Raw genomic sequence first — 26134 nt, 5'->3', positions numbered from 1 at the left:
CCGGCAGGACAGAGGGGGGTGGGAAAGATCGCGGCGTCTGCCTTGTTCATCGCGCCTCTCGATCGCGGCGCCCCGCCAATGACCCCGACTTTCACCATCGCCATCGACGGTCCCGCCGGCGCCGGCAAAGGCACCCTTGCCCGCCGGCTGGCCGACCACTACCGCCTCAACCTGCTCGACACCGGCCTCACCTACCGAGCCGTAGCGCACACGCTGCTCCAGCACGCACTGCCGCTCGACAATGTCTCGGCGGCCGAGACCGCCGCCCGTCAGGTCGATCTGGCGAAGCTCGACCGCGCGGTGCTGTCGGCGCATGCGGTGGGCGAGGCGGCCTCGAAGGTCGCGGTCTATCCTACCGTGCGGCGCATCCTGGTCGAAAAGCAGCGCGACTTCGCCAAGACGCCGCCGGGTGCGGTGCTCGACGGCCGCGACATCGGCACCGTCGTGTGCCCCGATGCCGACATAAAACTCTATGTGACGGCGAGCGCCGAGGTGCGCGCGCAGCGCCGGCTGGCCGAGATCGAAAGCATCGGCGGCTCCGCCAATTTTTCCGAAATCCTCGCCGATATCGTGCGCCGTGACGAACGCGACATGGGCCGCGCCGACTCGCCCTTGAAGCCGGCCACCGACGCGCACTTGCTTGATACCTCCGAAATGGCTATAGAGGCCGCGTTTCTGGCGGCCAAAGCGATCATAGACGACGCCTTGGCCAAGAGAGATAAAGCCTGATTGAAGGTTTTCCCGCTGCCGCCGATTGCCGGAAGCGAAGAAAATACCCATATCGGGCACGAACCAGCCTGCCAGCATTCTTCATGCGCCGGAATTGCCGCTTAGGCGGCCCAGGGCTTTTGTAGCCCGGAACGCCGGCAGGCCAACGCAACGCTAACCCACGGCGCCCGTCCCGCTTTCAGATGCGGGGCACTCCAGGAGAAAATATGTCAGCTGCAAATCCCACTCGCGACGATTTCGCGAGCCTGCTCGAAGAATCATTTACCACCGGTCACTCCGGCGAAGGTCAGGTCGTCAAGGGCACGATCCTGGCGATCGAAAAAGACATGGCCATCATCGATGTCGGCCTCAAGGTCGAAGGCCGCGTGCCGCTGAAGGAATTCGGCGTCAAGGGCAAGGACTCGACGCTCAAGGTCGGCGACACGGTCGAAGTCATGGTCGAGCGCATCGAGAACGCACTGGGCGAAGCCGTCCTGTCGCGCGACAAGGCCCGCCGCGAAGAGAGCTGGGTCAAGCTCGAAGAGAAGTTCACCAAGGGTGAGCGCGTCGAAGGCGTCATCTTCAACCAGGTCAAGGGCGGCTTCACCGTCGACCTCGACGGCGCCGTGGCCTTCCTGCCGCGCAGCCAGGTCGATATCCGCCCGATCCGCGATGTCTCCCCGCTGATGCACAACCCGCAGCCCTTCGAGATCCTCAAGATGGATCGCCGCCGCGGCAACATCGTTGTGTCGCGCCGTACCGTGCTCGAGGAAAGCCGCGCCGAACAGCGTTCGGAAATCGTGCAGAACCTCGAAGAAGGCCAGGTTGTCGAAGGCGTCGTCAAGAACATCACCGACTACGGTGCGTTCGTCGACCTCGGCGGCATCGATGGCCTGCTGCATGTCACCGACATGGCATGGCGCCGCGTCAACCATCCGACCGAAATCCTCAACATCGGTCAGACGGTCAAGGTGCAGATCATCCGCATCAACCAGGAAACCCACCGCATCTCGCTCGGCATGAAGCAGCTCGAGTCGGATCCGTGGTCCGAGATCGGCACCAAGTTCCCGATCGGCAAGAAGATCAAGGGCACCGTCACCAACATCACCGACTACGGCGCGTTCGTCGAGCTGGAGCCGGGCATCGAGGGCCTCATCCACGTTTCGGAAATGTCGTGGACCAAGAAGAACGTGCATCCTGGCAAGATCCTGTCGACGACGCAGGAAGTCGACGTTGTGGTGCTCGAGGTCGATCCGGCCAAGCGCCGCATCTCGCTCGGCCTCAAGCAGACGCTCGAGAATCCGTGGCAGGCTTTCGCTTCGAGCCATCCGGTCGGCAGCCAGGTCGAGGGCGAGGTCAAGAACAAGACCGAGTTCGGCCTGTTCATCGGCCTCGAAGGCGACGTGGACGGCATGGTGCACCTCTCCGACCTCGACTGGACCCGTCCGGGCGAGCAGGTCATCGAAGAGTACAACCGCGGCGACATGGTCAAGGCGCAGGTGCTCGACGTCGACATCGACAAGGAGCGCATCTCGCTCGGCATCAAGCAGCTGGCCAAGGATACGGTCGGTGAAGCCGCGACTTCAGGCGAACTGCGCAAGAACGCGGTCGTCACCTGCGAAGTCATCGGCGTCAAGGATGGCGGTCTGGAAGTGCGGCTGGTCGACAGCGGCATCGAGACCTTCATCAAGCGCTCCGATCTCAGCCGTGACCGCGACGAGCAGCGCCCCGAGCGCTTCACTGTCGGCCAGAAGGTTGACGCTCGCGTCATCGCCTTCGACAAGAAGACCCGCAAGCTGCAGGTCTCGATCAAGGCGCTGGAAATCGCCGAAGAGAAGGAAGCAGTCGCACAGTACGGCTCGACCGACTCCGGCGCTTCGCTGGGCGACATCCTGGGCGCCGCGCTGAAGAAGCAGGGCAGCTAAGCCGCTTCGCGCGCGGCCTGAACAAGAAAACCCGCGGGCTGCAAGGCTCGCGGGTTTTTTCATGCGCGGTGAGAGCTGAGTGGCGGCGGCCTTACGAGGCGGTTGGCACAAGACAAAGACGGTGGAACCCCTTCAATTCGGCACGGGCGGCTGTAGGTTCGGGCGCATGTCGTTTGCCGGCATAAACGTGGGATGTCACGCCCTTCGGGGCAACAGAGAAGCATTGCGCATGAAGGTCGTCGAACTCTATCGCTATCCGGTCAAGAGCCTGCGCGGCCATGCCGTGTCGAGCGCTGACATCGAGACCATGGGCATGGCAGGCGACCGTCGCTGGATGGTCGTCGACAAGGACGGCCAGTTCCTCACCATTCGCCAGATACCGGCAATGACGACTATCGACGTCGAGCATCGCGGCACCGGCATTCTGTTGAAGCATGACAGGCATGGCTCGCACGCCGTAGAGGCTCCAGCCTCTGGTGCCGCGCTGCGTCAGGTCAAGATCTGGAAGGACATGGTTGTTGCGCGGTCGGCCGATCCGGCCGCCGGCGCATATCTCTCGGCGATTCTTGGCCGGCCCGTCGATCTCGTTTATTTCGACGATCCGACAAACCGGCCGGTCGACCCGGAATTCAGTCAGCCCGGCGACTATGTCGGCTTTGCCGACGGTTTTCCGCTGCTGGTCGCCACGACGGGCTCGCTGGACCATCTGAACAGCCATCTTGCCAGGCCCATCGAGATGGCGCGGTTTCGCCCGAACATCGTCCTCGACGCCGAAGGCGCATGGCCTGAAGACAACTGGAAGACGATCCGCATCGGCGCTGTCGAGTTGCGGATCGCAAAGCCCTGCTCGCGCTGTGTCATCACCACCCGCGATCCGCACAGCGGCGAGCAGCCGGACCCGCGCGAGCCGTTGCAGACGCTTGGCAAACTCCACCGCTCCGCCAAGGGCGGCATCATCTTCGGCCAGAACGCGATTCCGAACAACGCCGGCACGATCTCAATCGGTGACGCAGTCGAGGTCGTGGAGGCGGGCGTCTCGAACCTGACATAGTCGCGGGGTTCTTCTATGCCGTGGAGCGTCGGCGGCCGCCATGTTGGAAAAGGCCGACCTTGGCTCTAGATTAGGTGGGCGGCGGCGGCTGCACGCTCGATGTGTTTATCGTCGACGATGCGAGCGCGGAACTGATGCCGGACCCACGCAAGTTCAAGCTGTAGGCAAGCTCGTCTGCAAATGAGACGCCCTACGCGGCGCCCCTTTAGGCGCGACCGTAAAGCGGCACCAGAGTGCCGCTCATCGCCAGATTGGCCGGCGATGCCAGATAGGCGATTGCCTCGGCGGCGGCTTCGAGGCTGACCCATTTGGTGACATCGGCGTCCGGCATGTCGGCGCGGTTGGCGGGCGTATCGAGCGTTGAGGGCGCGACCGCGTTGACCAGTATGCCCTTGTGCTTCAGCTCTTCCGCCATTGCCACCGTCATTGCCGCCACCGCGGCCTTGCTCGCGGCATAGGCGACCATGCCGGCGCCGCGACGCGGGTCGAGCCCGGCGCGGGCCGTGACATTGACGATGCGGCCCGCAGTAGCCGAGCCAAGCATCGAGCGCACGGCCGCGCGGCAGCACAGGAAGGCAGTGCGGGCGTTGGTGTCCATCATTTCGGCAAAGGATGCCGATTCGATCTTCTCGACAGGTGCTCCGGCAAAGCCGCCGGCCAGATGGATGGAGGCCCACAGATCAGGAACGCTGTCGTAAAAGGCATCGACCTTGGCGGGATCGGCGAGATCGACATTATGCGCCAGCCGGACGCGATCATCTGCCGTGAAGGGAAAATGCGTGGGGGCCGCGGCATGGGCATTCGGCACGTGGCAGATCGCGCCGTCGGCCAACAATTTGCCGACAACCGCTGCACCGAGCGCCCCGGTGCCACCGGTCACCACGATATGCTTTCCCTGAAGTGTTTCCGTCATCCTAGACGCTCCTGTCGTTTTTTATGATTTTGTCTGTCGTTATGCCGCGCCGACGCAGAGCGTCGCGCCTTTTGCACGATCACTCAACCGCCATCTCGACATGGCAGTGTTGCGTCTTTGCATCGCTCGAAGCAGCCGGCCGCCCCTTTGCCGGCGCATGGACGTACGGCGAATGGCAAAGCGTCAATCGATGGTGATTTCGATGACGTGCGGTAGCCCAGTTGCGCGTGCGCGTTTGAGCGCATCGGCAAGATCAGCAGTACCGGCAAGCCGTTCGGCGGCAATGCCGTAAGCCTCGGCCAGCTTGCAGAAATCCGGTGGCGCCGGCGACACTCCGACTGGTTCGACGCCGACATCGAGCATCGAGGTCTCGATCTCGCGATAGCCTCTGTTGTTCCAGACGACGAAGATGACCGGCGCCGGCGCATCGAGCGCCGCGCCCAGTTCCGGCAGGGTGAACTGGAAGCCGCCGTCGCCGGTGAGACAGACCACCGGCACGCCGGGCATGGCGAGCGCGGCGCCGATCGCCGCCGGCGGCCCATAGCCGAGTGCGCCGAAGCCGGTGGCGGCGTTGAACCAGCCGCCCGGCCGGTCGTGGTCGTAATAGAGATTGGCGGCGTAGATCGGCTGTGTGGAATCGCCGACGATGATGGCGCCCGGCAAGGCGTCGCGGATGGTTTCCACCGCATGCACCTGTGCCGCGTAGGCCGGGCTCAGTTCGGCAAAGGCCGCTTTTCGTGCCGCGTCGGCGCGGCTCTCGCCGGCCTTCGCTGCGACACGATCAGGGCCTATCGCGGCAAGCAAGGTTTCGATCGCCTCAGCGCAATCGGCCTGGATGCCGACGCTTACCGGGCGACGGGCGATCTGGTCGGCGCCGATATCGATGCGGATCAGGTTGGCCGGCAAGACAAAACCGCCATCGCTGTAGCCGTCGTAATCGGTTGGGCCGAATTCGGTGCCGGCGGCGATGACCAGATCGGCGTCGGCCATCAGCGCCCGCACTGCCTTCAGGCTGGGGCTGGCAGGCACGCAAAGCGGATGCGCATGCAGCAGGCCCCGTGCATTGGCCGTCTGGACGACTGGCGCACCCAGCCGCTCGGCTAGGCGCTGCAAGGGCTCACCGGCGCGCTTGGCGCCGCCGCCGGCCAGGATCAGCGGCCGGCGCGCGGCGGCGATGAGCTTGGCAGCTGCGGCAATGGCCACGCCATCCGGCGCCGGCGGCGCCGCATTGCTTAGCAAGGCAGCAATACCGTCGGCCGGTTTGACCATGACGTCGGTCGGGATTTCGATATGCACAGGCCCCGGTCGCGAGGACGAAAACAACGCGAAGGCCTGCGCCAAAGCGCCTGGTAATTCGCTGGCCTCGGTGACGCGCTGCGAAAACAGCGCCACCTTTTCCATCATGCCGCGCTGGTCCGGCAGCTCGTGCAGGAAGCCCAGCCCCTTGCCCAGCGTCGGCATCGCGTTGACGCCCGAAATCACCAGCATCGGCACCGAATCGGCGCGTGCCTGGCCCATGGCGGTGATGGTGTTGGTCAGCCCCGGCCCGGTGATGACGAAGGCGACGCCCGGTCTGCCGCTGGCGCGCGCATAGCCGTCGGCCATGAAGCCGGCGCCCTGTTCGTGCCGCGGCGTGATGTGGCGGATTTTCGAGCGCGCCAGGCCGCGGTAAAGCTCGACCGTGTGGACGCCGGGAATGCCGAAGACGGTGTCGACGCCATGCGCTTCGAGCAGCGTGATGAGGGCTTCGCCGAGCGTTGTCATTTGTCTTTTCCCCTTTCCGGTGCGAGGCCGAGCTCGGCCTCTATGGCTTTGACGCCGATCGCCGCCAATTCGCCAGGCGAGAACATCTCTGCGGCCAGACAGCCTTCGATCCAGAGCCCGTCGATGATCGCGTTGATCGCGATGGCATGGCGGCGCAGCTCAATTGCGCCCGGCTTGCGCTGTTCGGCGGCAAGCACTTCGGCCACCACCGCTTCCACCTCGTTGCGAAAGCCGAGATAGCCTTCGCGGTGCGCTCGGGCGAGCGACGGATCCGCACCGGCGCGGCCGATGAAGGTTGCCCAGAGCGAAAACACCCGCGCATCGATGATCGGCGCGTTGAGGTTGGCGGTGACGAAGGCCGCAAGGCGTTGGCGCGGCGAGGCATTTTCCACAAGCAATGCCGCTTTCGCCTGCTCGGTCATGCGGCCCATCAGCGTTGCATAGGCTTCTTGCAGCAATTCCTCCTTGCCGGGGAAATAGTGCCCGATCAGCCCGGCGGTGACACCGGCGCGCAAGGCGATGGCGCGCAGGCTGGCGCCCTCCAGGCCATGTTCCGCCACGCTGTCCAGGGTCGCGTCGATCAGGTCCTGCCGCCGTCGCTCCTCGCCCTCGCGACGGAACTTGCGGCGCTCATTCATTGGCGCAGGATGGGCCGCGTCAGGCATGTCGGCCCACCTTCGCAGGCGATGCAGAGCGCATCCGCGTCGAAGATTTCAACCGTGCAGCCGGCTGCTTCCATTGCGGCCTGGGTCTTGGGAAAGCCTGCGACGGCAATGACCTTGTGCGGGCTGGTTGGCAGCACGTTCAGGCTGAGGCCGTTGGACGCGGCAAACTCTTCGGCGTCGCCCTCGACCAGCCGGATGCCGCGTGCCTTCAGCAACTGATAGAACGGAGCCGGCAAAAGCGGTGAATAGACCAAAGCGAGGTCGTCGGCCAGCGGGCTGATCACCGACATCAGATGCAGGCACGCCTCCTCGCCCTGCCACAGCGGCAGATCGAAGCCGTAGACGGAGATCCCCAGCGGCGTCAGCAGGTTGGACACCTGCTGGATGCCTTCCTGGTTGGACCGCACACCGCGCCCGATCACCAGCGTGCTGTTATCCAGCCATACGCAATCACCGCCTTCGACCTGGCCTGGAGCCTCGACACGGCCGAGGATAGGAATACCCAGGCGTGTATAGGTTTCCTCATGTAGCGACGGCTCCCTGGCGCGCAATGGCTTGCCCATGGACAGGATCAGCGCGCCGCGGTCGGTCATCAGCGACGGGTCGTGCGTGAATACCGAGTCCGATAGTCCGTCGGCCTTGTCATCGATCCATTCGATGTCGGCGCCGGAAGCCCTTACCAGTTCAGCGAGAGCCGCGTGCTGCGACGCCGCTTTCGCCGGGTCGAAACCCGGGCCATAGTGCCAGGTAGCCCTGTCGGCGCCGCGCATGGCATTGGCGGCCGACCGCATCAGCACACGCCGCAGCGGCGCCGCCATGGACTGTGATCCGAAAGCGCTCATCAATGCCCTTTTCAAGGTGAAAAAAATGGAAAAAATTTCATCGAAAGCTATTTATACACTTGCACAATAAGGCCGCAAGTGCCGTAATGAGCGGGATTGACGGGCTCGCGCTGTTGAGTCCATGCTGAAGTCTGGAGTGGCATTACAGCGTATGTTGATTAGCCGGATAGACGTTCGACGATCTGCCGTCGACTATGTGGTAGAGGTCTCCCGGTGAGCGCGGTGGGAGTAGCCACAGTCCCATCCGGCAAGGCGCTGAATAGTGCGGCCGAAGCCATCCATGTCGAGAACCTGCATAAGAAATTCGGCCAGCTGCATGTGCTGAAGGGCGTTTCGCTGTCGGCGCGCGACGGCGAGGTCATCGCCATCATCGGCGGCTCAGGCTCCGGCAAATCGACGCTGCTGCGCTGCATCAACTGCCTGGAGAACCCGACCAGCGGCATCATCCGTGTCAATGGCGAGGAGATCAAGCTCAAGGCCGACAGCCACGGCCACACCATTCCCGCCGACCGCCGGCAGATCGAACGCATCCGTTCCAAACTCGGCATGGTGTTCCAGAACTTCAACCTGTGGAGCCACATGACGCTGATCGAGAACGTCATTGAGGTTCCTGTGCACGTGCTCGGCGTCAAGCGCGACGTGGCGATCAGGGAAGCCGAAAAGCTGCTGGCGCGGGTCGGGCTGGCCGAAAAGCGCGATGTCTATCCGGCCTATCTCTCCGGCGGCCAGCAGCAGCGCGCGGCGATCGCCCGCGCCCTGGCCATCAACCCGCGCGTGATGCTGTTCGACGAGCCGACCTCGGCGCTCGACCCGGAACTGGTCGGCGAGGTGCTGAAGGTGATCGGCGACCTGGCACGCGAAGGGCGCACCATGGTGCTGGTGACGCATGAAATGAAGTTCGCCCGCGAGGTCGCGACCCACGTCGTCTACCTCTACAACGGGCTGGTCGAGGAAGAGGGGCCGCCGGAGCAGATCTTCGGCGCACCGAAATCCGAAAGGCTGAAGCAGTTCATCCGCAACATCGGCTAGGAAGGCCGGGACGGAAGAAAACCGGGAACCAACAACAAACTGGGAGTCGTGACTATGAAGACTGTTCTGAAAACCTTCGCCGCAGCGCTGCTGCTCGGCGTCGCCGCCATGGGCGTGGCCAAGGCCGATCCGGTCAAGATCGGCGTCGCCGCCGAGCCCTATCCGCCCTTCACCTCGCCGGATGCCTCAGGCAAATGGGTCGGCTGGGAAATCGACTTCATCGACGCCGTGTGCGCCGAGGAGAAGCTCGACTGCGTCATCACCCCTGTTGCCTGGGACGGCATCATTCCGGCACTGACGACCAAGAAAATCGATGTCATCGCCAGCTCGATGTCGATTACCGACGAGCGCAAGAAGACCATCGACTTCTCGGACAAGTACTACAACACGCCGACCGCAATCATTGGCCCGAAGGACCAGAAATTTGGTGCCACGCCCGACGACCTCAAGGGCAAAGTGCTTGGCGTGCAGGTGTCGACCACGCACTCGGCCTACGCCAAGAAGCACTTTGGTGGCACAGCCTCCGAGATCAAGGAATACCAGACCCAGGACGAAGCCAACCAGGATCTTGCCGCCGGTCGCCTCGACGCGGTTCAGGCCGATTCCATCGCACTCGACGCCTTCCTGAAGTCTGATCAAGGCAAGGCCTGCTGCGACCTGAAAGGCATGGTAGCACCAGACTTGGAGATCCTTGGACCTGGGGTCGGCGCTGGCGTGCGCAAGGAAGACACCGAGCTGAAGGACAAGATCAACGCCGGTATCAAGGCCATCCGCGCCAACGGCAAATATGCCGAGATCACTAAGAAATATTTCGATTTCGACATTTACGGCGACGAACCACAGTCGAATTGACATCGTCCACGCATGAGCAGAAGCCGCGCGGCGCCACGCCGCGCGGTTTCGCCGAAATCGCTGACAACAATGGGCAGCGGCTGACGCCAGCAATCCGGGGGCGACGCTGATCGACGCACTTCTTTCGGCCTCGGCGGCCGGCATCATCGAGCTTCTTTCGCCCTACCCGCCGGGCTGGGGCGGCAAGTTCCTGCTCGGCCTTCTGCATTCGCTGGAGATCGCACTCGGCGCTACGTGCCTCGGTCTTATGATCGGCACTGCCGGCGCCTTCGGCAAACTCTATGGCGGCCCGGTGGTGCGCGACCTGCTCGCCGTCTACACCACTGTCGTGCGCGCCGTGCCGGAGCTGGTGCTGATCCTGCTGCTCTACTACGCCGGCACCGATTTGATAAACCAGCTGTTGGCGGCACTCGGCTACCAGCGCCTCGACATCAGCGGCCTTGGTGCGGGCATCGCCGTGCTCGGCTTCGTCCAGGGCGCCTATTCCACAGAAGTGATCCGCGGCGCTATCCTGGCGATACCGCAGGGCCAGATCGAAGCCGCCCGTGCCTACGGCATGTCACCCGGCCTGATGCTGCGGCGCATAACGCTGCCGGCAATGCTGCCCTTCGCCATACCGGGGCTCGCCAATCTGTGGCTGATCGCCACAAAGGACACCGCTCTTCTGGCTGTCGTCGGCTTCGAAGAACTGGCGCTGGCGACGCGGCAGGCCGCCGGCGTGACCAAGGCCTATTTTACCTTCTTTTTTGCTGCAGCCCTCCTCTATCTCCTGGTGTCGCTGGTTTCGAACTTCATCATCGGCCGCGTCGAGGCGCGGTCCAGGCGCGGCATGCCTTCGATCAAGGAATCCCGCTGATGGCCGGGGAAGCGACCATCATCAATGTTGCCGCGCGGACGTCGCTGTGGCTGCAGCCGCATCGCATCGTGCTGATCCTGATCGCGATCGGGCTGGTGCTGAGCGCCGCCTTCTTCATGCGCTGGGACTGGCTGCCGCAATATTATGAAATGGGACTGCTGGGCATCTGGCGCTCGCTGTGGATCCTGGCCGTCACCTGCTGTCTCGGCTTCCTGCTGGCCGTGCCGCTCGGGCTGGCGCAGGCCACCGGCTCGTTCTGGTTCGCCGCACCCGCCAAGACATTCTGTACCGTCATCCGGGGCACGCCGCTGCTGATCCAGCTCTGGCTGCTCTATTACGGGCTGGGCTCGCTGTTTCCGCAATATCCGTGGATCCGCGAATCCTGGATGTGGCCGTATCTCAGGCAAGCCTGGCCCTACGGCGTGCTGGCGCTGACCTTGTCCTTCGCCGGCTACGAGGGCGAAGTGATGCGCGGCGCCTTTGCCGGTGTGCCCAAGGGGCAGTTAGAGGCCGCCCGCGCCTTCGGCATGAGCCGCTGGAAGATTTTCCGCCGCATCTGGCTGCCGCAGGCCATCTACCGGGCGCTGCCGACGCTGACCGGTGAAACCGTGCTGCAACTGAAGTCGACACCGCTGGTGGCGACGATCAGCGTCATCGACATCTTCGCCGTCTCGTCCAAGGTGCGGCAGGACACCTATCTCACCTACGAGCCGCTTCTGCTGCTGGCGCTGATCTACATGACCATCACCGGCATACTGGTGTTTGCCTTCAGCAAGATCGAGGCACGGATTCCAAACAAGGTCGGCTAGAGCCGCCTACCCTGGAATGGTAACGGTAAGCGCGGAGGTATCAGCCGCTTTTCTTGCAGTCGCGGCCGATTTTCAACACCAACGCCGCTGCATGTCCTGCTAGAGACCAGCTGACGCAAATTCAGATGCCGCAAGCGCAGGATCACTATGATGCAACTCTCTCTCGACCAGGCAACCGGGCTTTGCCGGATGGCAGCTCTTGGCGCCGGCGCCAATGAAGAGGCGGCGCAGTCGCTCACTGCCTCGATCATCGCCGCCGAGGCGGAAGGGCTGTCGACCGTCGGGCTGACCCATTTCATCGATTACCTCGAAGCGCTGGAAGCGGGCCGCATAGACGGCAATGCCGACCCGCTGATCACCCGGCCGGCGCTTGCCGTCTATCTCTCCGATGCGCGCGGTGGCCTGGCGCATACCGGCTTCGACCGCACTATCGACGACCTTGCCAAGGCGGCAAAGCTGTTCGGCGTCGCCATATTCTCGCAGAAGAACGCCTATACGTGCGGCGCGCTCGGCTATTTCACCGGGCGTCTCGCGCAGCTGGGACTGGTCTCCTTCGCCGCCACCAACGGGCCGGCGGTGCTGGCCGGCTCGGGCTCGGTCAAGCCGGTCTATTGCACCAATCCGATGTCGTTTGCCGCACCCGCTGCTGACGGCGCGCCGCTGGTCATCGACCAGTCGTCGAGCGCCACCGCCTTCGTCAACATCCGCAAGGCGGCCGAGGACGGCAAGAAGATCCCCGAAGGCTGGGCGCTGGACGCCAGCGGCAATCCGACCACCGATCCGGCCGCGGCCATGAAAGGCGCCTTGCTCGCCTTCGGCGGCCAGCGCGGCGCCAACATCGCGCTCATGGTCGAAGTCCTGGCGGCCGGCCTGTCGGGCGCCAACTGGTCGCTCGACGCGCCATGGTTCACCGGCGGACCGGACAGCCCGGGAACCGGCCTGTTCGTGCTCGCCGTCGAGCCAAAACTGCTCGATCCGGATTTCGAGCAGCGCATGAAGGACCAGCTTGACCGGCTGCGCCGGCGCTTCGGCGTCCACGTGCCGGGCCGAGCCCGCGCCGAAGCGGCGGAAAAGGCGCAGGCCCGCGGCATCAACGCCCCCAAGGCCGTGGTGCAGCGCATTTCCGAATTCGCCGAGCGCTATTCGAGCTGAAGCAGTCCTGCGGCAGCGAATTTTTCCGCGCCCTGCTGAACCTTTCCGCCGGTCGCGGCGACCAATGGCTGCCGGGTTGGGTTTGCCCGGTCGGTGTCTTCTGTCGGATGCGTTTAGGGCCGGAGCGGGCGTATGCCGTCTCAGGTCAGCCGCCTCGAGCCCTGTCTCGACCGTTGCGTCACCCGGAAAACCCCGCTTCGGCGGGGTTTTCTGCGTCTTACGCTAAGTGCGATAAACATGACGGTGAAAGTTAACTTTTGTTAACTTGACTTGCCGGGAGCCATCGGGCGTTTGCGAGTGGTCATCACAACAACAGGAGCTACGATGTCCGTAACCACCGACGCTTCCCGCGACAGACTGATCATCCCGGCGTTTGGCCGCCTGTATTCGTCGCTGCATGACGGGGTGGAAACCCTGCTTCGCGTCATCGCCGGTGGGTTTCTCACCATCCACGGCTCGCAGAAGATCACCAACCCTTTCGGCGCCGCCGAAATGGTCGAGGGTCTCGGCTTCTATCCCGGGGCGTTCTGGTCCCTGCTTTTGTCCTGCACCGAATTCTTCGGCGGCATTTTGATCGCCATCGGCCTGTTGACCCGTCCGGCCGCCTTCGCCGGCATGTTCGTGCTTCTGGTCACCGTCTGGTTCCACTGGATCACTGTCGGCCAGGGGTTTTCCGGCGCCGAAAAGTCGCTTCTGTGGGCGGCGATCCTGCTGTTCTTCGTCATCCGCGGCGGCAATCGCCAATCGGTCGACGCTCGCATCGGCAAGGCGTTCTGAAAGGTGCTTTACTTAGACGCAATTCCAGACGGAAAACCGCTTCACACTTTTCCTGGAATTGCTCAGAAAGGAGGGTGGCAGCGACGACGCGTCACCCTTTGCCTTTGGCCCAAAACGGACTATGAAACGGCTTCAGCCATGCTTTCGAGCGCCGGAGCCAGCCATGACCGAAATCCTGCAAATCCCCAAGCTCGTGGTCGTCTTCGGCGGCTCCGGTTTTGTCGGCCGTCACATCGTGCGGGCGCTGGCCAAGCGCGGCTACCGCATCCGGGTGCCGGTGCGCCGGCCCGATCTCGCAGGCCATCTGCAGCCGCTCGGCAATGTCGGCCAGATCCAGCCGGTGCAGGCCAATGTGCGCGTGCGTTGGTCGGTCGACCGCGCCGTCCAGGGCGCCGACCACGTCATCAATCTCGTCGCCATCCTGCATGAGACCGGCCGCCAGAAGTTCAACACCGTGCACGAATTCGGCGCCCGCGCCGTGGCCGAGGCAGCGCGCTCCGTCGGCGCCGGCCTCACCCATATTTCGGCGCTGGGCGCCGACCTCAAGGCCGAGTCCGACTATGCCCGCACCAAGGCGCTCGGTGAAAAGGCAGTGCTCGAGACCATCCCCGACGCCGTCATCTTCCGTCCCTCGATCAATTTCGGACCGGAGGACAGCTTCTTCAACCGTTTCGCCGACATGGCGCGCTATTCGCCGGTGCTGCCGCTGATCGGCGGCGGTCAGACCAAGTTCCAGCCGGTCTATGTCGGCGATGTCGCCGAGGCGGTGGCGCGTTCGGTCGAAGGCAAGATCAAGGGCGGCCAGATTTACGAGCTCGGCGGGCCGCAGGTGCTCACCTTCAAGGAGTGCATGGAAGAACTGCTCACGGTCATCGAACGCAAGCGGCTGCTGGTGCCGGTACCGTGGTGGGTGGCCAATCTGCAGGCCTCGGTCCTCGGCCTGCTGCCCAATCCGCTGCTGACCAAGGACCAGGTGCTGCAGCTGCGCGAGCACAACATCGTCTCGGAGGCTGCGACCAAGGCCAACCGGACGCTTGCCGGCCTCGACATCCAGCCGCAGTCGATCGGCAGCATCCTGCCGAGCTACCTCTGGCGCTTCCGCGCCGCCGGCCAGTTTCAGCGCAAGCCCGCAGGCATCGCGTAACTAAGGCTCCACGCCCTAAACGCGCCGCGTCACCTGCATCGGCAGGCCGCCCTGCGGCTGCGTCGTCAGTTTCTGCACCGGCCACGGTTTGGTTTCGGCCGTAACATCGAAGCGGAAGCGCGACAGCATGATGGCGAGCGCAATGATCGCCTCCTGCATGGCGAAACTGGCGCCGATGCAGATGCGCGGCCCGGCGCCGAACGGCAGATATTGGAAGCGGTCGATCTTCTCGCGATTTCCCGGATGGAACCGCTCCGGCATGAAGGCGTCGGGCCTGTCCCACAGTTTCCTGTGGCGGTGCACGACCCAGGGCATCACCAGCACGGCGGCGCGCTTGGGCAGCACCAGATCGTTCCACGTCTCGGTCTCGATCGGCTCGCGGTTGATAGACGGCGCCGGCGGATAAAGCCGCAGCGCCTCCTCCAAGGCGGCGCGGGTGAACGGCATGGCATCCAGCCACTTCGTCGGATCGGGTTCGCGCGCCAAGACGGCATCGATCTCGTGCTCGATCCGTTCGCGCTCCCAGGGCGCTTCGGCCAGGCAGTAAAGCGTCCAGCCCAGCGCCCGCGCGGTCGTCTCGTGGCCAGCGCCGATGAAGGTGATGATGTTGTCTTCGACTTCGGCCCGCGTCAGTCCGTCCGGACCTTCAGCCCTGAGCAGAAGCGTCAGGAAATCCTGCGGCGCGGTGTCTGGGTCGCGCTTCAGCCGCTCTTCCCGCATCTTGACCGTGTCGGTGACGATCTTGCGGAAATAGGCCATGGTTTTGCGACCGCGGATGCGGGTCAGCCGCGGCAGCCATTCGGGCGCGCGCAACAGGTCGAGCGGATCGACACGACCCATGGTCTCGAACAGGCGGTCGATCTCCTGCGCGAAACTGCCGGGTTCCCCCGAAATCTCGCCGGAAAACAGCGTTTCGGCCAGGATGTCGTAGGTGAGCAGCGTCATGTCGTGGGCGATATCGGACATGCCGCCATTCTCGTAGCGGGTAACGAACTGCATCGTGCGGCGCAGCATCGGCTCGGCAAAGCCGAAGATGTGGCGCGGCGTGAACACCGGCGCCATCGCCTTGCGCGAGCGCTTCCATACCTCGCCCTCGGCGGTCAGCAGGCCGTCGCGCAGGATCGGGCGCAGGATCATCTGGCGCACCGTCGCCATCTTGTAGTTCTTGGCGTTGTCGATCAGCACGTGTTTGATGAGGCCGGGATCGTTGGCGACGATCAGATGCCCGCCGACGCCATTCGCCGAAATCCAGGGTTCGTTGTAGGTGTGCTCGCCCCACAGTTCGAGCGGATTGCGGTAGACGATCCGCATCATCTCCAGCGTCGAAGGCGGCGTCGTGCGCGGCTTGGGCGCCGGTGGCACAAAGGGAGCGGGCTGCGTGTCCATGAGGTACTCCGCTGATGCCTCAATGTAGTGGCTGGCAATCGGGGCGTCCATGTGACCGAAGGGCAGACCGGAACCCTGCATCGCGGGCATGCTTCGACTGACAGCCTGTTCATCGGATCGTGACCGCCTGTGAAACGGCTGCGCCTTGTCCGGCAGGACACTCTGCAGTAGGGGACAGTCACCAACAGATACTACAAACCGCCCAGGAGAGCCCGCCTTGAAGCACCAGCTGAACATCATCATCGGCAGCACGCGGCCCGGCCGCGCCGGGCCGGTCTTCGCCTACTGGCTGGAGGGTTTTGCGCGCGAACACGGCAAATTCGAACCGGTGCTGACCGACATTGCCGCATTCCACCTGCCGGTTCTGGACGAACCGCATCACCCGAGGCTTGGCAATTATCAGAACGACCACACCAAAGCCTGGTCGAAGGCCATCGATGCCGCCGACGCCTTTGTGTTCGTGGCGCCGGAGTACAATTATTTCGTTGCGCCGGCGATCGTCAACGCCATCGACTACCTCCTCCGCGAATGGAAATACAAGCCAGCCGCCATTTTCAGCTATGGCGGCGTCTCCGGCGGCCTGCGCGCCGCGCAGGCGCTCAAGCCGCTGCTGACCTCAGTCGGCATCATGCCGATCCCCGAAGGCGTCGCGCTGCCGCTCTACCAGAAACTGCTGGAGAGCGACGGCTCCTTCAAGGCCAGCGAGCAGGTGCAGGGCGGAACCAAAGCCATGCTGGATGAGCTGTCGCGCTGGAGCGAGGTGCTGAAGCCGATGCGGGCTGCGTAAAGCAGCCGGTATTCGGCCCGGCTTGCTAATGTCGATCACCCTGCAGAAGATCGGCTATCTGGAAACCGATCGACGTCATTTTGAGGGTTCCAAGGCGGCATTCGAAGCCAGCCTCGCCATTGCCCAGAAACTCGCCCAGTCCGATCCGGACAATGCGATCTGGCAAATCGATCTGGCGCGCGCCTATGTCGCCTATGCCTATGTGGCGAGGGATCCGAAGGCTGCGCTGACCAAGGCGCTCAAGCTGACGCAGGAGCTCGACCGTACGGGACGGCTGGCGCCCGGGGACAAATTCATGATCAAATATTTGCGCAACCTTCTGGCCCATCCCAACGCCCGAAAAAAATAGCCGGCTGCCGGCTGGGAATTCGGCCTCGAAATCCCCGCAAACCTTGGAAAAACCGCCTTTAGCGCCTATATCTAACCAAAATCAGAAGCGCGATTCGGGGCCGATTTTTCGCGCTGCATAAGCGGCATCTAGACAACAGGTTTTCATGAGCGACCAGACCGAGAACACCAACGGCGCCGAAGCCGAATACGGCGCCGATTCCATCAAGGTTTTGAAGGGGTTGGACGCCGTCCGCAAACGGCCGGGTATGTATATCGGCGACACCGATGACGGCTCGGGCCTGCATCACATGGTTTATGAGGTGGTCGACAACGCCATCGACGAGGCGCTGGCTGGCCATGCAGACCTCGTCACGGTCACGCTCAATCCCGATGGTTCTGTCACCGTTATCGACAATGGCCGCGGCATTCCGACCGATATCCACACCGGCGAAGGCATTTCGGCGGCCGAAGTGATCATGACGCAGCTGCATGCCGGCGGCAAATTCGACCAGAATTCCTACAAGGTGTCCGGCGGCCTGCACGGCGTCGGCGTCTCGGTGGTCAACGCGCTGTCAGCCTGGCTGAAGCTGAAAATCCGCCGCAACGGCCAGATTTTCGAAATGAGCTTCACGCACGGCAATTCCGATGCGCCGCTGAAGGCCACCGGCAGCTATGAGCAAAACAAGCAGCCCGGCACCTATGAAGGGCGCAGCGGCTCCGAAATCACCTTCTTCCCCTCGTCCGAAACCTTCACCATGGTCGAGTTCGATTTCGGCACGCTCGAGCACCGGCTGCGCGAACTCGCCTTCCTGAATTCCGGCGTGCGCATCATTTTGACCGATGCCCGCCATGCCGATCTCGTGCGCCATGAGCTGCACTATGATGGCGGGCTGGAAGAGTTCGTCAAATATCTCGACCGGGTCAAGAAACCGCTGATCGACAAGCCAATCGCCATCAAGGCCGAGCGCGACGGTATCACCGTCGAAGTGGCGATGTGGTGGAACGACAGCTACCACGAGAATGTGCTTGCCTTCACCAACAACATCCCGCAGCGCGATGGCGGCACCCATCTCGCCGGCTTCCGTGGCGCGCTGACGCGCCAGATCACCGGCTATGGCGAGTCCTCCGGCCTGACCAAGAAGGAAAAGGTGGCGCTGATCGGCGACGATTGCCGCGAAGGCCTGACGGCGGTGCTGTCGGTCAAGGTTCCTGACCCGAAATTCTCCTCGCAGACCAAGGACAAGCTCGTTTCTTCAGAAGTCCGTCCGGTGGTCGAAGGCCTGGTCAACGAGGCGCTCGGCACCTGGCTGGAAGAGCACCCGACCGAAGGCAAGGTGGTCATCGACAAGGTGATCCAGGCGGCCGCCGCGCGCGAGGCGGCGCGCAAGGCGCGCGACATCACTCGCAAGAGTTCGCTCGGCGTCACCTCGCTGCCCGGCAAGCTCGCCGATTGCCAGGAACGCGACCCGGCGAAATCCGAGATCTTCATCGTCGAGGGTGATTCCGCCGGCGGCTCGGCCAAGGGCGGCCGTTCGCGCCAGAACCAGGCGATCCTGCCTTTGCGCGGCAAGATCCTCAATGTCGAGCGTGCCCGCTTCGACCGCATGCTCGGCTCCGAAATGATCGGCACGCTGATCACCGCGCTCGGCACCTCGATCGGCAAGGACGAGTTCAACGCCGACAAATTGCGCTACCACAAGATCATCCTGATGACCGACGCCGACGTCGACGGCGCCCATATCAGGACCTTGCTGCTCACCTTCTTCTTCCGGCAGATGCCGGAGCTGATCGAGCGCGGCCATCTCTACATCGCCCAGCCCCCGCTCTACAAAGTGACGCGCGGCAAGAGCTCGCAATACATCAAGGACGAAAGCGCCTTCGAGGAGTTCCTGATCGGCTCCGGGCTGGAGGAGGCGTCGCTGACACTCGCCTCCGGCGAGGCGCGGGCCGGGCAGGATCTGCGCGGCTCCATCGACGATGCGCTTGCGGTGCGCCAGCTGATCAACGGTCTGCACACGCGCTACAACAGGGGCGTGGTCGAGCAGGCGGCGATTGCCGGCGCGCTCAATGCCGATGTGCTCAACGATCTTGGCCGCGCCAACGCCATGGCCGAACGCGTCGCCCAGCGTCTCGACATTATCGCCGAGGACACCGAGCGCGGCTGGACCGGCCGCCTGTCGACCTCCAATGAAGGCGTCGGCGGCTATGTCTTCGAGCGCACGGTGCGCAGCGTCAAGGAATTCGCGCAGATCGATGCCGGGCTGATCAATTCGGCCGATGCGCGCCAGCTCGACCGCTATGCGCCGCGCCTCATAGAGGTCTATGGCGAGCCGCCGGTGCTGCGCCGCAAGGACGTCTCCGAAACCATTTCGGGGCCGCTGGCGCTGCTCAATGCGGTTTTTGCGACCGGCCGCAAGGGCCTGACCATGCAGCGCTACAAGGGCCTTGGCGAGATGAACGCCGAGCAGCTGTGGGAAACCACGCTCGACCCGAATGTGCGCTCGCTGCTGCAGGTCAAGGTCAATGACGCGACCGATGCTGACAGCTTGTTTTCGCGGCTGATGGGCGACGAGGTCGAACCACGGCGCGAATTCATCCAGGACAACGCACTGTCGGTAGCTAATCTGGATATTTGAGGACGGGCGCCTCGCTATCGCTTCGTCATCCTAGGGCGAAGCAAGGAGCGAAGCGACGCAGCGCAGACCCCAGGATCCATGCCGTAACATTAAGGCATTGAAAACGGCGCAGAATTCCGCCTCGCTGCACCCTTCGATCGAGGTCACGGAATGGATCCTAGGGTCTTCGCGACGGAGCTTCGCTCCTGCTTCGCCCTAGGATGACGAAGTCGGGAAGGCTTCCGCCAATCATCCACCGATGAACCGCTCTCGACGCCGCCGCTCAGCTCGGTTCCAGTTTGCGGCCGAGGTCGACGGCGTCGCGCAGCACTTGCAGATGCGAGCGCGGCGCGGCGCCTGCCGGCAGGGCGACCTCGCCGCCGGTTGCCGTCAATGACCAATAGAGCGTGTGGGTGAAGACGCGGCCGAGCGAGCTGTGCAGCTCGACCTGGATATTCTCGACGCCGGGGCCGAAATTTTCCGTCATCGGTCCCGAAATAGGATCGCCTGTCGCCCAGCCATTGCCGCGATCGAAGACGTTGGTCCAGCGCGTTGCCGCAAACACCGCGCCATGATGAATCGCGCGCTGCGCCTTGCCTGCGGCGCTGTGACCTTCCTGATAAAGCACGGTGCCGCCGGCCTGCCCGCCATCGGCAATCGGCGGGCACGCCGAGAACAGCCGCTCGGCGAGGCCGCGCCGGAATTCGGCAAGATTGTAGGTCACCAGGAATTCGCTGTGGGAGAGCGGGCTGCCAAGGGTGACGAAATCGCTGATCTTCCACGGCAACGGATGGTCGGCATCCTTGGTCCGCAGTTGCTGGTAGAGCGCCCACTGCCCGCGCCGAAATCCAGCGAAGTCGTTGACGGCAGCAGGCCAAGTCGAACCATCGGAACCAAGCGTTACGTTGTCGAAGGCCTCGACCGCTTCCAGTTTGGCCTTGTCACGGACGGCTTCCAGTTTTCGCGGCCGGAACTCGGCCCACAAGATCTGCAGCAGATCATAGGCGATGATCGACCCCAGGCTGTGCGAGACCAGCACAATGCGGTCGTAGCTGTCGTCCTTCGTGAGCGTCCTGAGCAGCGTCAGGCCGCGGTCGCGGATCAGCGCCCGCTTCCCGATCGTTGCCGCCTCAGCGCGCACATAGGCGGCGACGTCGCCGAAATAGGGCAGGGCGAACTGGTCGACCGCCCAGATGATGAAAGAGGCGAGAGCGGTGATCACGAGGCCGGTAGCCACGGACACAGCCTGCTGCCAGATTGACGTCGCCAGCACCAGTGCCGCGCCGAGAACGAGGATGACGATCAAAAGCGTGGCGACATAGAGCTTGCGGGCGTCAGGCGGAACATCGGCGGGCTTGCGCCACAACAGGTTCGTCACCCAGGCGGCGAGCCGGCCGCGCGTCGTGCCCTGCGTGATGTCGGCCCAATAGAGCTCGTAGAAATCGGTGCGGCGGCCATCGACATCGTAAGGCGTGGTGATGCGGCGCAACTCGTGCGACCTGGTCCGGCTGTCGGGCGTGATCCAGCTCTGGTTGATCGTGGCGCTGGGATTGTCGGGATCAGGGATCTGGGCGTAAGGCGGAGCACGGGTGGGATCGCTGCTCCAGACCGCGTGGACAAAGCCGCGCAGCGTATCCATCGGCCGCTGCTCGCCCATGCCATGCACGATCACCACCGCCTGGCTGGGCTTGTGCGGCGCTTTTTTGGAAACCGGCGATGCGACAGCTTTGGGCACCAACGTCTCCGTTGACGGCAATCCGGTCGACTGGACGGGATTGGTTCCATGCTACCCCTGGATGCCTTCCCGAGCCAGCAATACACTGCAGCCGATGTGAAACTCCGTGAACCAATCCACAGTTTTGCGGTCTTGGCTCGTGCCAACGCGCCAATAGTTCCATTCCCGGCAAACAAAATCATTTTCATTGCCCGCCGGAACGGAAGTCACTGAGAGACATTGTGAAACCATCGATCACGATTTCTCAAGGAGGCTTTCATGGGACGCGGTATTTTGCTCTGGTTGCTCGGTATTCCGATCCCCATCATCATTCTCATCATGCTGTTCGTACGGTAGGGGGCGTCGATGGAGCCCACCGTATCGGCTATTGACCTATCCGCTTCGGAAGAATCCTCCGCTACAGCCGTCAGCTGGGGGCCGATCATCGCCGGCGCATTCGCAGCGTCGACGCTGACCTTCATCCTCATGCTGCTCGGCTCAGGGCTGGGCCTGACCATGGTCTCGCCATGGTCGGGCTCCGGCGCGTCGCTGACCACCTTCGCGGTGTCCGGAGCGATTTGGCTCATCATCGTACAATGGCTGTCCTCCGGTGTCGGCGGCTACCTCGCCGGACGCTTGCGCACCAAATGGGTCGGCGTTCACACCGACGAGGTCTATTTCCGCGACACCGCACATGGCTTCCTTGCCTGGGCGCTGGCGACGCTGCTGGTCGTCGGCGTGCTCGGTTCGGCGCTTTCCTCCGTGCTAGGATCGGGCGTCCAAGCGGCTTCCACAGTGGCATCAGGCGCCGCCATGGGCGCATCGGCTGGCGCGTCCGCCAATGCCGGCCCCGCATCGGCCGACAATGCGACGTCCTATCTCGTCGATTCGTTGTTCCGGCCCGCCGATGCCAGCAAGCTCGCGGCGGCCAATCCGGATAGCGACGCCGCAGCGGTTGGACAGGCCTCGCGCATCCTGATCGCCAGTGCGGCGGCAGGCGAGATTTCGGCTGACGACAAGACCTATCTGTCGCAGCTGGTCGCCGCCCGCACCGGTCTCTCGGAGGCCGACGCCAAGGCGCGTGTCGATGCACTGGTGGCCAAGGTCGAGGACGCCAAGGTGAAGGCAAAGCAGGCCGCCGACACCGCCAGGAAAGGCAGCGCCACCTTCGCTCTGCTTGGCGCCCTGTCGCTGGTCATCGGCGCCTTCATCGCCAGTGCTGCCGCAGCGCTGGGCGGCAGGCAACGCGACGAGGAGGAAGCGGTTTTTATCGCCAACCGCTGAAGCGGCTACGCCACTAAAAAGCAAAAGCCCGGCCGCACCAAGGCCGGGCTTTTTTGTTCCTCTAAATCCGGCCGGATCAGTGATCCATGGCCTTGACGATTTCCTCGGTCATCTTCTTGGCGTCGCCGAGCAGCATCATGGTGCCGTCCTTGTAGAACAGCGTGTTGTCGATGCCGGCATAGCCGGAGCCGAGCGAGCGCTTGACGAACAGGCAGGTTCGCGCCTTGTCGACGTCGAGGATCGGCATGCCGTAGATAGGGCTGCTCTTGTCGTCACGGGCCGACGGATTGGTGACGTCGTTGGCGCCGATGACATAGGCGACATCGGCCTGCGCGAACTCGGAATTGATGTCTTCCAGCTCGAACACCTCGTCATAGGGCACGTTGGCTTCGGCAAGCAGCACGTTCATGTGGCCGGGCATGCGGCCGGCGACCGGGTGGATGGCGTATTTCACGTCGACGCCATTGGCTTTCAACTTGTCGGCCATTTCGCGCAGCGCATGCTGCGCCTGGGCGACCGCCATGCCGTAGCCCGGCACGATGATGACCTTCTGCGCGTTCATCATCAAATAGGCGGCGTCATCGGCCGAGCCCTGCTTGACCGTGCGCTCGATGCCGTCATCGGCCGCTGCGGTAGTCTCGCCGCCGAAGCCGCCGAGGATGACCGAGATGAACGATCGGTTCATGCCTTTGCACATGATGTAGGACAGAATCGCGCCGGACGAGCCGACCAGCGCGCCGGTGATGATCAGCGCCAGATTGCCGAGGGTGAAACCAAGCGCGGCGGCTGCCCAGCCGGAATAGGAATTCAGCATCGAGACGACGACCGGCATGTCGGCGCCGCCGATCGGGATGATGAGCAGCACGCCGAGCAGCAGCGAGGCGGCGACGATCAGCCAGAACACCAGCTTCGCCTCGGTGGTAACCAGCAGCACGATCAGCACGATCAGCGCGATGCCGAGGACGGCGTTGATGACATGGCGGCCGCCGATCATGATCGGCTTGCCCGACATGCGGCCATCGAGCTTCAGGAAGGCGATGACCGAGCCGGTGAAGGTGATGGCGCCGATGGCAACGCCAAGGCTCATCTCGATCAGGGCCTGGGCGTGGATGTCGCCATTGGTCCCGATGCCAAAGCTTTCCGGCGCGTAGATGGCGGCAGCGGCCACCATGACGGCGGCGAGGCCGACCAGCGAGTGGAAAGCGGCGACCAGCTGCGGCATCGAGGTCATGGCGATGCGGCGCGCGGTGACGGCGCCAACGCCGCCGCCGATGGCCAGACCAAGCACGATCAGGCCGAAGCCGCCGGCCGAAGGCACGGCCAGTGCCAGCGTGGTGGCAATGGCGATGCCCATGCCGATCATGCCGTACAGATTGCCCTGGCGGCTGGTGGTCGGATGCGACAGGCCGCGCAGCGCCATGATGAACAGGACGCCGGAGACCAGATAGAGGAAGGACGCGAAGTTGGCGTTCATGGCGCTCTACTTGTCCTTCTTCTTGTACATCGCCAGCATGCGCTGGGTGACCAGGAAGCCGCCGAAGATGTTGACCGAGACGAGCATCAGCGCGACGAAGCCGAAGCCGGTGGCAATGCCCGAGGCCGAGATGCCGACGGCCAGCAGCGCGCCGACGACGATGACCGAGGAGATGGCATTGGTGACGGCCATCAGGGGCGTGTGCAGTGCCGGGGTCACCGACCAGACAACGTAATAGCCGACGAAGATCGCCAGCACGAAGATCGCAAAGCGGAAGACGAAGGGATCGATGGCGCCACCCGACAGGGCGTGCGCGGCATCACCCGCCGCCTCGGCACCACCGGGCGCGTTGGCCAGGTTCTGCACCGCCAGCCGGACGGCGGCACTTGCCTGATCAAGCTGGTCGAGGGCTTTCTGCAAGCTCTGGTCCATCATGCGATCCCCTTCGGCTTGGCGGCTTTTTTCGGCGCGGCCTTCTTTGGCGCGGCGCCGGCAACCATGGTTGTCGTCGGAATGGCCGCCGGCTCGACATGCGGCTTTTCCGGCGCCTTGGCGAAGGCCGGATGCACTACGCGGCCAGCATCGGTCAGCATCGTCGCCTTGACCAGGTCATCGTCGCGATTGATGGCGAGCGTCTTGGTGGTCTTGTCGACCAGTGTTTCCACGAAAGCGAACAGGTTGCGGGCGTAAAGCAGCGTGGCCGATGCAGCGACGCGGCCGGGCACATTGAGGTGTCCGACGATCTTCACATTGTTGGCCGTGGTCACCACCTGACCTGGGACCGCGCCTTCAACATTGCCGCCGCGCTCGACGGCGAGGTCGACGATCACCGAGCCCGGCTTCATCGAGGCGACCATCGCTGCCGATACCAGTTTCGGCGCCGGCCGGCCGGGGATCAGCGCCGTGGTGATGACGATGTCCTGCTTGGCGATGTGCTCGGCGGTGAGCGCCGCCTGCTTGGCCTGATATTCCTTCGACATTTCCTTGGCGTAGCCGCCGGCGGTCTCGGCCGCCTTGAACTCCTCGTCCTCGACGGCAAGGAACTTGGCGCCGAGCGATGCCACCTGTTCCTTGGCGGCTGGTCGAACGTCGGTCGCCGTGACGACCGCACCAAGACGGCGCGCGGTGGCGATCGCCTGCAGGCCGGCGACGCCGACGCCCATGATGAAGATCTTAGCCGCCGGCACCGTACCAGCCGCCGTCATCATCATCGGCAGCGCCCGGTCATATTCCGATGCGCCGTCGATCACCGCCTGATAGCCGGCAAGGTTGGCTTGGCTGGACAAAACGTCCATTGACTGGGCGCGGGTGATGCGCGGCATGAATTCCATCGAGAAGGCGGTGACGCCGGCCTTGGCCAGAGCCGCTACAGCGGCATCATTGCCGTAGGGATCCATGATGGCGATGACCGCCGCACCCGATTTGTAGGCCTTCAGCTCGGCATCCGTCGGTCGGCGGACCTTCAGCACCACATCGGCTTTGCCGGCATCCGCAACCTTGCCGATCGCGGCACCTGCCTTGGCAAATTCCTCGTCGGGAATGCGCGACCTGGTGCCGGCGCCGGTCTCGACGATCACGTCCAACCCCAACGCCGCAAGTCGCTTCACCGTATCGGGCGAAGCAGCAACACGCGGCTCGTTGGCGTCGAGTTCACGAGGGATGAAAACCGTCTGCCCCACCGGATGATCCTTTCGGCTGGAACCTGTTTGCGCAACATGGCGGCCGGAGTCCGGCCGCCTTCCGGCAAAGGGTCTGAAAGTCTATCGGAGAATGAAGGCGCCGACGGCCAGGATCAGCACGAACAGGATGGTCGCCGAGAAGAAGCCACCTGCAAAGAAGCCGAAAGCCATGGCCAGGAGCAGGGCGCCGCAAAATAGCGAACCGTATTTGGCCAGCGCCAGAAAGCCGTGATAGGTGCGGTCGTGCTCCGCATAATCCATCTTCGCGCCCAGTTCGACAGGACCGGTCGGCGTGTGATCAGCCATAGGAATACCCCTTCGAAGACATCTTTGAGGCACATAGCGAAAAGCCGGGCCAAGAGCAATGGCGCTATTGCC

24 protein-coding genes are annotated in these 26134 nt (G+C 63.7%); 14 read left to right on the top strand and 10 right to left on the bottom strand.

What is annotated here, in order from left to right; all coding sequences use genetic code 11:
* Positions 1-78 precede the first annotated feature (78 nt).
* The 3 genes from cmk to AC1D1L_RS03100 all read left to right on the top strand — a co-directional run bounded on the left by cmk (position 79) and on the right by AC1D1L_RS03100 (position 3684).
* Complete coding sequence (cmk, locus tag AC1D1L_RS03110) at positions 79-729, top strand: (d)CMP kinase (protein WP_477338755.1); 651 nt, start codon at positions 79-81, stop codon at positions 727-729.
* Positions 730-935: 206 nt separating this feature from the next.
* Entirely contained in the window at positions 936-2633 is a 1698-nt protein-coding gene (gene rpsA, locus AC1D1L_RS03105) for a 30S ribosomal protein S1 (protein WP_112563700.1), read from the top strand.
* A 229-nt stretch (positions 2634-2862) separates the two neighbouring features.
* Positions 2863-3684, top strand: a complete 822-nt coding sequence (locus tag AC1D1L_RS03100; RefSeq protein WP_477338714.1) for an MOSC domain-containing protein — start codon at positions 2863-2865, stop codon at positions 3682-3684.
* Positions 3685-3889: 205 nt separating this feature from the next.
* Here AC1D1L_RS03100 and AC1D1L_RS03095 read toward each other — a convergent pair whose 3' ends face one another.
* The 4 genes from AC1D1L_RS03095 to AC1D1L_RS03080 form a co-directional block, all read right to left on the bottom strand.
* Positions 3890-4597 carry an SDR family NAD(P)-dependent oxidoreductase gene (locus AC1D1L_RS03095; protein ID WP_477338712.1) on the bottom strand — a complete coding sequence of 236 codons (708 nt, stop codon included), beginning with the start codon at positions 4595-4597 and terminating at the stop codon, positions 3890-3892.
* Between the two features lie 183 nt (positions 4598-4780).
* Entirely contained in the window at positions 4781-6361 is a 1581-nt protein-coding gene (locus tag AC1D1L_RS03090) for a 5-guanidino-2-oxopentanoate decarboxylase (RefSeq protein ID WP_477338710.1), read from the bottom strand.
* Complete coding sequence (locus AC1D1L_RS03085; RefSeq protein ID WP_477338708.1) at positions 6358-7026, bottom strand: TetR family transcriptional regulator C-terminal domain-containing protein; 669 nt, start codon at positions 7024-7026, stop codon at positions 6358-6360. Before AC1D1L_RS03085 ends, AC1D1L_RS03090 begins: the two co-directional genes overlap by 4 nt.
* Positions 6996-7868 carry a dimethylarginine dimethylaminohydrolase family protein gene (locus AC1D1L_RS03080; RefSeq protein WP_477338707.1) on the bottom strand — a complete coding sequence of 291 codons (873 nt, stop codon included), beginning with the start codon at positions 7866-7868 and terminating at the stop codon, positions 6996-6998. Before AC1D1L_RS03080 ends, AC1D1L_RS03085 begins: the two co-directional genes overlap by 31 nt.
* A 213-nt stretch (positions 7869-8081) precedes the next feature.
* On the opposite strand from AC1D1L_RS03080, the gene AC1D1L_RS03075 reads away from it, so the two are divergent.
* The 7 genes from AC1D1L_RS03075 to AC1D1L_RS03045 all read left to right on the top strand — a co-directional run bounded on the left by AC1D1L_RS03075 (position 8082) and on the right by AC1D1L_RS03045 (position 14487).
* On the top strand, positions 8082-8897 hold the full coding sequence (locus AC1D1L_RS03075) for an ABC transporter ATP-binding protein (RefSeq protein ID WP_352582519.1): 816 nt from the start codon (positions 8082-8084) through the stop codon (positions 8895-8897).
* 54 nt (positions 8898-8951) lie between these two features.
* Complete coding sequence (locus AC1D1L_RS03070) at positions 8952-9749, top strand: transporter substrate-binding domain-containing protein (RefSeq protein ID WP_477338704.1); 798 nt, start codon at positions 8952-8954, stop codon at positions 9747-9749.
* A 142-nt stretch (positions 9750-9891) separates the two neighbouring features.
* On the top strand, positions 9892-10605 hold the full coding sequence (locus tag AC1D1L_RS03065; RefSeq protein WP_477338753.1) for an ABC transporter permease: 714 nt from the start codon (positions 9892-9894) through the stop codon (positions 10603-10605).
* Entirely contained in the window at positions 10605-11414 is an 810-nt protein-coding gene (locus tag AC1D1L_RS03060; RefSeq protein WP_477338702.1) for an ABC transporter permease, read from the top strand. Before AC1D1L_RS03065 ends, AC1D1L_RS03060 begins: the two co-directional genes overlap by 1 nt.
* A gap of 150 nt (positions 11415-11564) precedes the next feature.
* Positions 11565-12566, top strand: a complete 1002-nt coding sequence (locus tag AC1D1L_RS03055) for an Ldh family oxidoreductase (RefSeq protein WP_477338700.1) — start codon at positions 11565-11567, stop codon at positions 12564-12566.
* Positions 12567-12890: 324 nt separating this feature from the next.
* Positions 12891-13343: a DoxX family protein gene (locus tag AC1D1L_RS03050; RefSeq protein WP_112563722.1), complete on the top strand. Its 453-nt coding sequence runs from the start codon at positions 12891-12893 to the stop codon at positions 13341-13343.
* A 163-nt stretch (positions 13344-13506) separates the two neighbouring features.
* Positions 13507-14487 (top strand): complex I NDUFA9 subunit family protein, encoded by a 981-nt coding sequence (locus AC1D1L_RS03045; protein WP_477338698.1) that lies wholly within the window; start codon positions 13507-13509, stop codon positions 14485-14487.
* 15 nt (positions 14488-14502) lie between these two features.
* On the opposite strand, the gene AC1D1L_RS03040 is transcribed toward AC1D1L_RS03045, so the two are convergent.
* The gene (locus AC1D1L_RS03040; protein WP_477338696.1) at positions 14503-15873 is read right to left on the bottom strand and encodes a cytochrome P450; all 1371 of its coding nucleotides are present in this window, start codon (positions 15871-15873) and stop codon (positions 14503-14505) included.
* Between the two features lie 217 nt (positions 15874-16090).
* On the opposite strand from AC1D1L_RS03040, the gene AC1D1L_RS03035 reads away from it, so the two are divergent.
* The 3 genes from AC1D1L_RS03035 to gyrB all read left to right on the top strand — a co-directional run bounded on the left by AC1D1L_RS03035 (position 16091) and on the right by gyrB (position 19626).
* Complete coding sequence (locus AC1D1L_RS03035) at positions 16091-16660, top strand: NADPH-dependent FMN reductase (protein WP_477338694.1); 570 nt, start codon at positions 16091-16093, stop codon at positions 16658-16660.
* Between the two features lie 28 nt (positions 16661-16688).
* Positions 16689-17009 carry a hypothetical protein gene (locus tag AC1D1L_RS03030; protein WP_477338692.1) on the top strand — a complete coding sequence of 107 codons (321 nt, stop codon included), beginning with the start codon at positions 16689-16691 and terminating at the stop codon, positions 17007-17009.
* A 145-nt stretch (positions 17010-17154) separates the two neighbouring features.
* A complete protein-coding gene (gene gyrB / locus AC1D1L_RS03025) occupies positions 17155-19626 on the top strand; it encodes a DNA topoisomerase (ATP-hydrolyzing) subunit B (RefSeq protein ID WP_477338690.1) in 2472 nt (823 codons plus the stop codon).
* A 262-nt stretch (positions 19627-19888) separates the two neighbouring features.
* Here gyrB and AC1D1L_RS03020 read toward each other — a convergent pair whose 3' ends face one another.
* Positions 19889-21340, bottom strand: a complete 1452-nt coding sequence (locus AC1D1L_RS03020) for a hypothetical protein (RefSeq protein ID WP_477338688.1) — start codon at positions 21338-21340, stop codon at positions 19889-19891.
* A gap of 345 nt (positions 21341-21685) precedes the next feature.
* Here AC1D1L_RS03020 and AC1D1L_RS03015 point away from each other — a divergent pair, with 345 nt between their 5' ends.
* The gene (locus tag AC1D1L_RS03015; RefSeq protein WP_477338686.1) at positions 21686-22603 is read left to right on the top strand and encodes a hypothetical protein; all 918 of its coding nucleotides are present in this window, start codon (positions 21686-21688) and stop codon (positions 22601-22603) included.
* A gap of 76 nt (positions 22604-22679) precedes the next feature.
* Here AC1D1L_RS03015 and AC1D1L_RS03010 read toward each other — a convergent pair whose 3' ends face one another.
* The 4 genes from AC1D1L_RS03010 to AC1D1L_RS02995 all read right to left on the bottom strand — a co-directional run bounded on the left by AC1D1L_RS03010 (position 22680) and on the right by AC1D1L_RS02995 (position 26062).
* Complete coding sequence (locus AC1D1L_RS03010) at positions 22680-24077, bottom strand: NAD(P)(+) transhydrogenase (Re/Si-specific) subunit beta (protein WP_477338684.1); 1398 nt, start codon at positions 24075-24077, stop codon at positions 22680-22682.
* 6 nt (positions 24078-24083) lie between these two features.
* Complete coding sequence (locus AC1D1L_RS03005; RefSeq protein WP_352555873.1) at positions 24084-24512, bottom strand: proton-translocating transhydrogenase family protein; 429 nt, start codon at positions 24510-24512, stop codon at positions 24084-24086.
* Positions 24509-25756 (bottom strand): Re/Si-specific NAD(P)(+) transhydrogenase subunit alpha, encoded by a 1248-nt coding sequence (locus tag AC1D1L_RS03000; protein WP_477338682.1) that lies wholly within the window; start codon positions 25754-25756, stop codon positions 24509-24511. Before AC1D1L_RS03000 ends, AC1D1L_RS03005 begins: the two co-directional genes overlap by 4 nt.
* An 81-nt stretch (positions 25757-25837) precedes the next feature.
* The gene (locus AC1D1L_RS02995; protein WP_112563740.1) at positions 25838-26062 is read right to left on the bottom strand and encodes an aa3-type cytochrome c oxidase subunit IV; all 225 of its coding nucleotides are present in this window, start codon (positions 26060-26062) and stop codon (positions 25838-25840) included.
* Between the last annotated feature and the right edge of the window lie 72 nt (positions 26063-26134).

The organism is Mesorhizobium sp. P2_D6, assembly GCF_056404315.1.
The sequence above is the reverse complement of the archived record's forward strand: the minus strand, read 5'-3'. Positions and strand labels throughout refer to the sequence as shown.